This window comes from Photobacterium makurazakiensis (assembly GCF_050336715.1).
Taxonomy (GTDB): Bacteria; Pseudomonadota; Gammaproteobacteria; order Enterobacterales; family Vibrionaceae; genus Photobacterium; species Photobacterium makurazakiensis.
This window is the reverse complement of sequence record NZ_JAKJSJ010000113.1, coordinates 1-7,153: the sequence shown is the minus strand read 5'-3', so window position 1 is coordinate 7,153 and position 7,153 is coordinate 1. Positions and strand designations below refer to the sequence as shown.

Below are 7,153 nucleotides of genomic sequence, written 5' to 3'. Positions count from 1 at the left end.
ATTTAATAGATTAAATCATTGCTTTTTATGCCTTCTAAGCACAACTAGGTGCATGGAATTGACAGTTTTTGGCTACCAATAATCAATAATTTGACAACAAGTTAACGTAAAAAAGTTGGCGGAAATCAGCAAGTTGGCTTAAACTTGACTCTAGTTGAGATTGAGTGCGCATTTAGTCGCTTTATTACGTCAAATACGTGCTTCTAATCTTACTTCACTAATTCGCTGTAGTCATACATTCCGTGTGGCTGCAATCCGTTCAACATAGTCTTGAGGGAATTATCTATGGCGCTCACAAAAGCCGATTTGGCTGAGAACCTGTTTGAGAATGTTGGATTAAGCAAACGGGACGCCAAGGATACGGTGGAAGTCTTCTTTGAAGAAATTAGGAAAGCGCTTGAATGTGGCGAGCAAGTTAAGTTATCAGGTTTTGGTAACTTTGACTTACGCGACAAAAACGAGCGTCCAGGAAGAAATCCTAAAACGGGTGAAGATATTCCAATCTCTGCTCGCCGTGTTGTTACTTTCCGCCCGGGTCAAAAACTGAAAGCACGCGTAGAAGATATCGAAATCGAACAGTAATCGCTTCTGCTTCAGCAAATAATATAGAACCCAAGCAAGATGTGTAGAACTTGCTTGGGTTTATTTTTTGTATTTTACTCTGCCATCTGCCATCTGCCATCTGCCATCTGCCATCTGCTACGTTTTAATTACCCTATTTAACACTTCATATAACAATTAAGTTACAAATATTTGACTCTACGATATAGTGTTGATGGTGGAATCACCCAATATTTTGCTTTGGTGGTGCTAGATTAACAGGGAGACGTTAAATGAGCATGTTGCAGCAGGTGAAGGCAGGAAACTTTCTAGAAGCTACATTAAATTCAGAAATGGTATTTGAGTCAGGGCAGTGGATTACGGCATCAGGTGTTCAATGTGAATTGCTAGCCAGAGGTGTGTTACAAATAACGCCGACACAGCCTCTAGAGCATGAAAAAAGTATTGTATTATCTTCGGGTGTACATGGTAATGAAACAAGCCCTATAGAGCTAGTACAACGCCTTGCTCGATGTATCTTACAAAGTGACGTAACCCCTCGCCATCGGTTACTGCTGATTATCGCTCACCCTAAAGCAATAATTAATAAAACCCGCTTCATTGATGAGAACATGAATCGGTTATTTCAAACTCGAAATGAAGAACGAAACATTGATTGTATTACGGCTAATCACCTGCAGGATGCTGTGGATCATTTCTATTTATCTTCACCAACGAACCGCCGGTGGCATTTAGACCTACATTGTGCAATTAGAGGTTCAGCGCATTACACGTTTGCGGTTAGCCCTTACACCGTGAATCCGACGAGAAATATTGATCTCTTTACCTATTTGCAGGTAGCGAATATAGAGGCTGCATTACTTTCTAATACACCGTCATCAACATTTAGTTGGTTCAGTGCAGAATTTTATAGCGCTCAGGCTTTAACGTTAGAGCTAGGCCGTGTCGCTGATTTTGGTGAAAATGACTTAGAAAAATTAGAAAGCTTCTATCAAGCGACGGTGAAATTGATCACCCAACCGTCTGTTATCGATAAATGGGATGATGGCACTGTAAGTATTTATAAAGTCACCCGAACGCTAATAAAGCATTCAGAGGCATTTAGATTTAACTTCCCTGATAACCAAGCGAACTTTTCTTTTTTTGAGCATGGCAAGCAGTTAGCCAGTGATGATAAAACCGAATACTTTGCACTAGAAGGGGGAGAGTCAGTTGTTTTCCCAAATGTAAATGTAGCGATAGGCCAACGCGCGTGTTTACTTGTCCAAGAAACCAAGGTCAACGTTGTTGACCAAGTGACAATCATTCCTAACTAAGCTCGGATGTTAGGTAAACCAGAATAAAATTTCTATCAATATCACAAAGCCCACACTTTATATGAGTGAACTGCTTCTCAATAGGCGCATTAGTCATGCATAGTAGCGAACAGCCGTGATAAATGAGAGCCTGAAAATGCCAACTAAAAATGATGAAGCGTCAAAGCAAATACTGTCGACAAAAGAGCGAATGCGAAGTCAAAAAATCTATATGTGTGATGATGAAGACTTGATGGCAGAGCAAGAACAGTGCTTAGAAATACTCTATGATTTTAATCATACTCGTCCGTCAGAAGGTAAAAAGCGTGCCGCGATTTTAAATGACTTGTTGGCTGAAGTTGGTGAGGGCTGTTATATCGAACCGCCTTTACGGGCGAATTGGGGCAAACATACCCATTTAGGTAATCATGTTTATGCTAACTTCAACCTTACCTTGGTGGACGATACTGATATTTATATTGGTGATCATGTCATGATTGCACCCAATGTGACCATTGCCACCGCGGGGCACCCAATAGATCCAGATCTTCGTCGGCAAGTTGCACAGTTTAATATTCCTGTTCATATCGGTAATAATGTTTGGATCGGGGCAGGCTCCGTGATACTTCCTGGTGTTCACATCGGTGAGAATACGGTGATAGGAGCAGGAAGTGTTGTGACAAAAGATATACCAGAGAATGTTGTGGCAGTTGGTAACCCTTGCCGTGTGTTACGAAGCATAAACGACCGAGATAAAGAGTATTATTATAAAGACATGAAAATTGACCTATAACCATGCCTAGGTGAGTAGAGTTGCTTAGATTCTGCGGTATTCTTTGTTGTGCTGGCTTTCCATTTGAACATTGAAACGGTATGGTAAAGCGTCTATTTTTATTGTGTTTTTTTCATGCTGTTAAATGAACTTCTTTCCCGTCGTCAAGCGAGGTGGCGTTTAGGTTTCACCTTCGCTGGCATAGCATTGCTTATCGCATGTTTCTTATCGTTATCTGTTGGTGAGATTTTTATTTTACCGTGGATGCCTGAAGGTTTATTAGAGCAGCAGCTTTTACTTCAACTAAGGCTACCGCGTTTGCTTGCAGCCTTAGCTATTGGGGCGTCGCTCGCCGCTTCTGGAGCCGTGTTACAAGTATTGCTGGGTAATCCCCTCGCGGAACCAGGCGTGTTGGGCATCTCTGGTGGTGCTAGTTTGGCTTTGGTCATATTAATGTTTGCTCTGCCTTTTGTACCAAGCCCTATGCTAACCATGGCTGCAGCCATGATTGGTGCATTGTGTTTTACTTTGGTGTTGGTTGGGCTCTCGCGCCGTCGGAAAGTATCTACTGCTCGTTTATTACTGATAGGCGTAGCTTTGGGTATTCTTTCTGGTGCCGTAGTAACGTGGGCATTCTATTTTAGTGATGATCTGAGTTTACGAATGTTGATGTACTGGTTGATGGGTAGCGTCGCTGGGGTAAGCTGGTCGCAGTTAATTTTATTATCTATCGTCACACCCGTACTGATATGGCTATGTCTGCAAGGTAAGAAACTAGATCTATTAATGCTTGGAGAGAATCAAGCTAAGCAGTTAGGCCTTGACGTAGCTTCGTTTCGTTGGCGTTTGATATTAATTGTTTCGTTATTAGTAGGTGCATCGGTTGCATTAGGAGGAGTGATCGGTTTTATCGGTTTAGTTATTCCTCATTTACTTCGTTTAAGCTTAGGTACTGAAAATCGCTACCTTTTGCCGCTATCTGCGTTAACTGGCGCATTGCTGTTAGCACTGGCCGATACACTTTCTCGAATTTTACTGCCGTCGGCTGAGTTACCTGTTGGGGTTGTTATCACCAGCATTGGGGCTCCAGTATTTATTTGGATGCTACTCCGCTCACATATTGATTAAATGAGGCTGAATATGACCCAAAGTGAAGAAAGTAAGCCTGTTGTCATTTCGGCAAAAAATTTGTCAATGCCGCCACGTTTACTACCTGTTTCGTTTGAGGTTAAAGAAGGTGAAATTGTTCACCTAATTGGCCCAAATGGTAGCGGTAAAAGTACCGCTATTTCCATGCTGTCCGGGTTAGTGGAACCGGAAGGCGAAGTCATACTCGCAGGTACCCCGCTAAAAGAATACGACTTACAAATGCTGGCGCAAATTCGTTGCTATCTTGCTCAACAAGATAAGCCAGCATTTTCAGTCGGTGTATATCACTTTTTGTCGTTATCATTATCAGCACTTGGCGAGCTAGATTCAGATAAAATACAGCAAGCGCTGGATGAGATATGCGGTGCTTTGAAAATATCAGATAAGCTAAACCGCAATATTCAGCAACTATCGGGTGGTGAATGGCAGCGAGTTCGCTTAGCGGCTGCGTGTTTGCAAGTTTGGCCAAGCTTAAATCCCCACGCTAAATTATTGTTACTGGATGAACCGGCTGCAGCACTCGATATCGGGCAAGAAGCAACCATGTATAAGCTAATTCGGCAGATTGCGAACAAAGGTATCGCGGTTGTCATGGCAAACCATGATCTAAATCGAAGCTTAAAAGAAGCAGATAAAGTCCTATTATTAAATAATGGTTCATGTGTGGTAAAAGGAAAGCCTGAAGTAGTAATGACAGTTGAGACATTAGAGGAAGTATTTGCGACCCAAATACAAAGAATTAATCATGATGGCCAAGCATGTTTATTATTTACGGATTAATCTTCTACTGTCTTACTAAGTATTAAGGAGAAAAAATGCACATTCCTAGCTGGGATCTTTCAATTGCATATAAGGATCTGGATGATCCCAAAATAGACCTTGATTTATCAAACGTAGCACAGCGACTTGTGCAGTTTAATAGTCTAAGTGTTGATTCCATACCAGATCTGGCGAATGCTCTATCATTGGATCACGATCTTTCAATTGTAGTCTCGACAGTTTCTAATTACGCAAATTGCATTCTTTCTGTTGATGCCACTAATGTTCCTGCTAAGCAACTTTCTGGGCGAGTAGATAAGCTTGCCTCTGAGCTTGAGCAAGCTTTCAATCCTTTCCTGCAAGCAGTTATAAATCTCGAGGCAACAGCTTACGAAACGCTTTTAGCTGGTGAGGGTTTATTGCCATACCGCTTTCAGCTAGATCGCGAGCGCTTATTGAAAGATCAATTGCTATCGGTTGAAGAAGAGCAATTACTGTCAGCAATGAACATTGATGGCCGTAACGCCTGGGGACGTTTATACGATAACTTAACAGGAAGCTTAAAAGTTACCTTGGTACTTCCTGATGGGAGTCGTGAGATAGTAGGGCTCTCTCAGGCGGCAAGTTTGTTATATGGGCCAGATTCACTACGTCGCGAACCTGCATGGAAAGCAATTTCTGAGGCGATGACGATACATCAAGAAAGCTTCGCGGCTATTTTGAATGCATTAGCTGGTGGGCGTTTGACTGAATATGAAAAGCGGAGCCATACAGCACCGGTACACTTTTTGTCACCAGCGTTACATCAAGGTCGAATCGATAACGCAACGCTCGATGCAATGATGGCGACAGCAAAAGCGAATCGTTCGGTCGGTCAAAAAGCTGCTCTGCAAATGGCTAAACTCTTTGGTACCAAAAAACTGAAACCTTGGGATGAAATGGCATCAATGCCAGCACCACAAGGGACAGAAGGGCATTGTTATAGTTTTGATCAAGGTATCGAGATTATTCGAGATGCATTCGCGGATGTTGACCCTGAGATGGCTGACTTTGTCGATATGATGGTTGCGAAAAAATTAATAGATGCCGCACCTCAGCCCAATAAACGTTTAGGGGCATTTTGTACTAAATTTGCCGACAGTCGTACGCCGTTAGTGTTCATGACATGGGGCGGCAGTATGTCTGATGTTTTGACGCTAGCCCATGAATTAGGCCATGCATTCCATAATTGGGTGATGAAGTCGATCCCTCGCCAACAATCGAGTTATCCGATGACATTGGCTGAAACGGCCTCTATTTTTGCCGAGAACGTTGTACGTGACGCGTTAATGGAAAAAGCGAAAAGTGAGCAAGATAAATTACAGATGCTGTGGGAAGAAGCCCAGTCGGCACTTGCTCTATTAATCAATATTCCAGTACGTTATGAGTTTGAGAAAGCATTTTACGAACAGCGTCAGGAAGGGGAGTTGACGCCAGAGCAGCTTAAAGAATTAATGGCTGAAAAATGGCAAGCCTGGTATGGCGATGCTATGGAAGAAACCAATGACATGTTTTGGGCAAGTAAGCTGCATTTCAGCATTGCTGAAATTAGTTTCTACAATTATCCCTATTTGTTTGGATACCTTTTCAGCAAAGGCGTTTACGCCCAGCGAGAAGTTAAAGGTGATTCATTCTATGACGACTATAAAGCATTATTACGTGATACAGGCTCGATGACCGCGGAAGAGGTTGTGGAAAAACACTTAGGGATGGATATTAAGCAGCCTGAATTCTGGCAGCAAAGTATCGACATGGTTGCAAAGCAAGTTGACGAACTGGAACAACGGTTAACTCAATTAAAAAACTAGCCTGAAAGTTAATGTTAATTGATACAAAAACGGCCTGACATAAATTGTCAGGCCGTTTTTTATATCAGATTTAGCAATTAGAAGCTGTAACGAGCACCTAGTTGGAAGTTTGTTTCCGCGAATGCATCGTAGTCATTACGAGACAGGTTAGCTTCAATGCTCATGTGCTCAGACACTTTAACATTGTTGCCAAGACGTAGTTCGTACATCGTATCATCATAAGCTGCCATGCGAACTGCAGGCTCAATTGTCCAGCGATCCATCACTTGGTAGCGCGCACCAATTTCAGCTGTTAGGCCCGATTGTTCTTCAGAACCACCAATAGTGCCAATAAATGTATTAACATCAAGGTCATAGCGAGAGTTCGCGTAACCAGCAAGGCCGTATACTGTGAAGCTTTCGCTCATTGGCATGAAGTAACCTAGGCCAAGCAAACCGTTAGAGAAAACCATGTCATCAGCAGCCGCTGCATCACCTCGGAATTCAAAGAAGAAGTTATCGGTAAAGTTCCAGCTACCACGCAGGTATAAACCTGCAGCGCTGTCAGTCGTTTTACCTGAAAGACCGTTCATGTTTACATTAGCTTCAGAAACTAGGTCTTCGTTGAAGCTGCTGTATTGAAAACCACCAGAGATGTAATCAAAGTTCTGCGTCATGCTTGCAGGTGCTGCTTGCACAGCAAAAGTTGAGGCTAAAATGGTCGCAAGCGGTAGTAACATTAACTTTTTCATTCTATATCCTAATTGTATTTATAATGGTTATGTATGGGG

At 42.4% G+C, this 7,153-nt stretch carries 7 protein-coding genes; 6 read left to right on the top strand and 1 reads right to left on the bottom strand.

Translation table 11 applies throughout. The annotated features are described in order from the left end of the window. Nucleotides 1-285: 285 nt before the first annotated feature. The 6 genes from ihfA (at nucleotide 286) to L4D09_RS28195 (ending at nucleotide 6,383) form a co-directional block, all read left to right on the top strand. Nucleotides 286-582, top strand: a complete 297-nt coding sequence (ihfA, locus tag L4D09_RS28220) for an integration host factor subunit alpha (RefSeq protein WP_428460867.1) — start codon at nucleotides 286-288, stop codon at nucleotides 580-582. A 251-nt stretch (nucleotides 583-833) separates the two neighbouring features. Then, nucleotides 834-1,877 carry a succinylglutamate desuccinylase gene (locus tag L4D09_RS28215; protein WP_428460866.1) on the top strand — a complete coding sequence of 348 codons (1,044 nt, stop codon included), beginning with the start codon at nucleotides 834-836 and terminating at the stop codon, nucleotides 1,875-1,877. A gap of 136 nt (nucleotides 1,878-2,013) precedes the next feature. Continuing rightward, the gene (locus tag L4D09_RS28210) at nucleotides 2,014-2,649 is read left to right on the top strand and encodes a sugar O-acetyltransferase (protein ID WP_428460865.1); all 636 of its coding nucleotides are present in this window, start codon (nucleotides 2,014-2,016) and stop codon (nucleotides 2,647-2,649) included. 114 nt (nucleotides 2,650-2,763) lie between these two features. Further along, nucleotides 2,764-3,756 carry a vitamin B12 ABC transporter permease BtuC gene (gene btuC / locus L4D09_RS28205; RefSeq protein WP_428460864.1) on the top strand — a complete coding sequence of 331 codons (993 nt, stop codon included), beginning with the start codon at nucleotides 2,764-2,766 and terminating at the stop codon, nucleotides 3,754-3,756. Between the two features lie 12 nt (nucleotides 3,757-3,768). Next, entirely contained in the window at nucleotides 3,769-4,557 is a 789-nt protein-coding gene (gene btuD, locus L4D09_RS28200) for a vitamin B12 ABC transporter ATP-binding protein BtuD (protein WP_428460863.1), read from the top strand. Nucleotides 4,558-4,592: 35 nt separating this feature from the next. Then, nucleotides 4,593-6,383, top strand: a complete 1,791-nt coding sequence (locus L4D09_RS28195) for a M3 family oligoendopeptidase (RefSeq protein WP_428460862.1) — start codon at nucleotides 4,593-4,595, stop codon at nucleotides 6,381-6,383. A gap of 77 nt (nucleotides 6,384-6,460) precedes the next feature. Here the strand turns inward: L4D09_RS28195 and L4D09_RS28190 are convergent, their stop codons facing one another. Continuing rightward, nucleotides 6,461-7,114 carry an outer membrane beta-barrel protein gene (locus tag L4D09_RS28190; protein WP_428460861.1) on the bottom strand — a complete coding sequence of 218 codons (654 nt, stop codon included), beginning with the start codon at nucleotides 7,112-7,114 and terminating at the stop codon, nucleotides 6,461-6,463. Between the last annotated feature and the right edge of the window lie 39 nt (nucleotides 7,115-7,153).

Excerpts from the sequence above, each read along its gene's own strand:
- ihfA (WP_428460867.1), top strand. The coding sequence starts at position 286 with ATGGCGCTCACAAAAGCCGATTTGGCTGAGAACCTGTTTGAGAATGTT.
- L4D09_RS28195 (WP_428460862.1), top strand. The coding sequence starts at position 4,593 with ATGCACATTCCTAGCTGGGATCTTTCAATTGCATATAAGGATCTGGAT.
- L4D09_RS28190 (WP_428460861.1), bottom strand. The coding sequence starts at position 7,114 with ATGAAAAAGTTAATGTTACTACCGCTTGCGACCATTTTAGCCTCAACT.
- L4D09_RS28210 (WP_428460865.1), top strand. The coding sequence starts at position 2,014 with ATGCCAACTAAAAATGATGAAGCGTCAAAGCAAATACTGTCGACAAAA.
- btuC (WP_428460864.1), top strand. The coding sequence starts at position 2,764 with ATGCTGTTAAATGAACTTCTTTCCCGTCGTCAAGCGAGGTGGCGTTTA.
- btuD (WP_428460863.1), top strand. The coding sequence starts at position 3,769 with ATGACCCAAAGTGAAGAAAGTAAGCCTGTTGTCATTTCGGCAAAAAAT.
- L4D09_RS28215 (WP_428460866.1), top strand. The coding sequence starts at position 834 with ATGAGCATGTTGCAGCAGGTGAAGGCAGGAAACTTTCTAGAAGCTACA.